General features: G+C 60.1%; 1 protein-coding gene. It reads right to left on the bottom strand.

The window, feature by feature from the left end:
- Positions 1-628 precede the first annotated feature (628 nt).
- A complete protein-coding gene (locus E4K65_RS46605; RefSeq protein WP_135179749.1) occupies positions 629-1654 on the bottom strand; it encodes an IS110 family RNA-guided transposase in 1026 nt (341 codons plus the stop codon).
- Positions 1655-1813: the final 159 nt, after the last annotated feature.

The following is a 1813-nucleotide window of genomic DNA, read 5'->3' as shown; positions in this document are numbered from 1 at the left end:
CCTGAAGCGAAGCGGCAATCAAGGAAAGGAGGTCTCACCCGACAATTGCAACAAATGGCAGGAGATGGCGAAACGGTCACCCCCGTCGCTTCCCGAACCTGATGTGTGGACCGGCACGGCTTGCGCCGATGTCTCGGGGCCGTTGAGGTGGAAGCGGGCGAAAACCATCGAGGCTCGCGGCGGAGACGTTGTCCAGCCGCATCAAGAAGCCGGATATACGTCAGCAGTTGTGACCGTCGATCCTGATCAAGCCGGTCGTTGCAATCGGGCGGGGTCCATATACGTCCACACATGGCCCTTAGCCGAAGGTCGATTGAGCGCGTGTCATGTCGGCTGTCAGGGGCAAACCGGACGCCGATCCAACTTGGCGTCCACCGCTGCTTTTGATGCTGTTGTTGTCTAATCGCTGCCGAAGCGTCAAGCATATAATCTCTGAGGAGACACTGCCGGGTGCATGGTTGTCTTCGCGGTCGGCATCAGCCGCCGCATGATGGAGCTTCGCGGGACGAGCCTTCAATGTGGACGACGCACTTTGCTGGGTCAGCAGTGCAACAGCATCAGCGGAATGGCTCGGCTCACGTCCCGGCAGGGACGCCTTAGGGGTTCGGGTTCCGAACGCGATCGGGACTTATGCGGCGGCTCCGGCATTCGGGTTAAACAGCTCGCCGGTCTTAAGCATCGCATGCATTATTACCGCCAGTTTGCGGGCCACAGCCACGGCAGCTCTTTTGAAGCCGATCCTCTCCCGAAGCTGCAGACCCCATGAACGCAGCGTGCTGTGAGTTGAGCTGCGCGTCAGAATGACCGCTGCCGCTTCGTAGAGAAGCCCTCGCAAAGGGCGGTCGCCACGTCGGGATATATGGCCGTCATAATCGACTTCTCCGGATTGGTAGCGGCGCGTTGTTAGGCCGATCCACGCGCCAACAGATCTGGATTTCCTGAAGTTGTCAGGCTCCTCAATAGCGGTGGTAAAGGAGGTTGCGGTGATCGCACCGATTCCAGGAATTGACATGAGAATGCGGCAAGCCCGACTTTGGCGCGCGTCCCGCACCAATTGGCGTCCGAGTTCGGCGGCGCGGACGCGAATGCCGCGCCAAGCTTCCAGCATCGGCAGCACGATGGATGCAAGTCTGTCCTGGTCGGCAAGAAGGCTCCGCACATTCTTCTCGAAGGTGCCTCCCTTTCCGGCGGGAACGAGCAGACCGAAGGTTTTCATGACGCCGCGGATCTGATTGGAAAGCTCGGTAGTGATTCGGACCAGCCGCGTCCGCGCTGCGACAAGCGTGCGGGTCAGCATGCTGTCGAATCCCTTCACACGCACCTCACGAAAGAACCCGACTTCCGCGAGTTGCGCCAGGCCATCGGCGTCGTTTGCGTCCGTCTTATTCGTCGCCATATCGAGCGCCGCTTTAGCATGGCGCGCATCGATGCAGATCGCCGGCAACCCTTCGGTGCGCAGAGAATGATAGAACCATACCGACAACGGTCCGGTCTCAAATACGACGCGTTTCACGGATGGCGCCCGCTTGCGGATGAGCTCGGCGATAATGCTGGGATCAGATGCGCACTTGCCGCGCCAGATCCGTTCACCTGCTCGGCGGATCGCGACTGCCGTCTCTTTCATCGACACGTCGAGACCAATATATTCTTCCATGGCTGTTCTCCATTCGATGCTTGGGCCCGGCGTCCAGTCGTGAGCCCGTATCTCCATCCTATCGGGGAACAGCCACTCATTCAGGGGTGACTCGCTCCCGCGATTACGCCATGTGGACGGCTCCTCCACGGGCACGAGAGTGCCAAGGAGTGGGCGCCG

It is taken from the genome of Bradyrhizobium niftali (genome assembly GCF_004571025.1).
In the GTDB taxonomy this organism is placed as follows: Bacteria; Pseudomonadota; Alphaproteobacteria; order Rhizobiales; family Xanthobacteraceae; genus Bradyrhizobium; species Bradyrhizobium niftali.
Note: the sequence above shows the minus strand (reverse complement) of the source record. Positions and strands in the feature narration are given on the sequence as shown.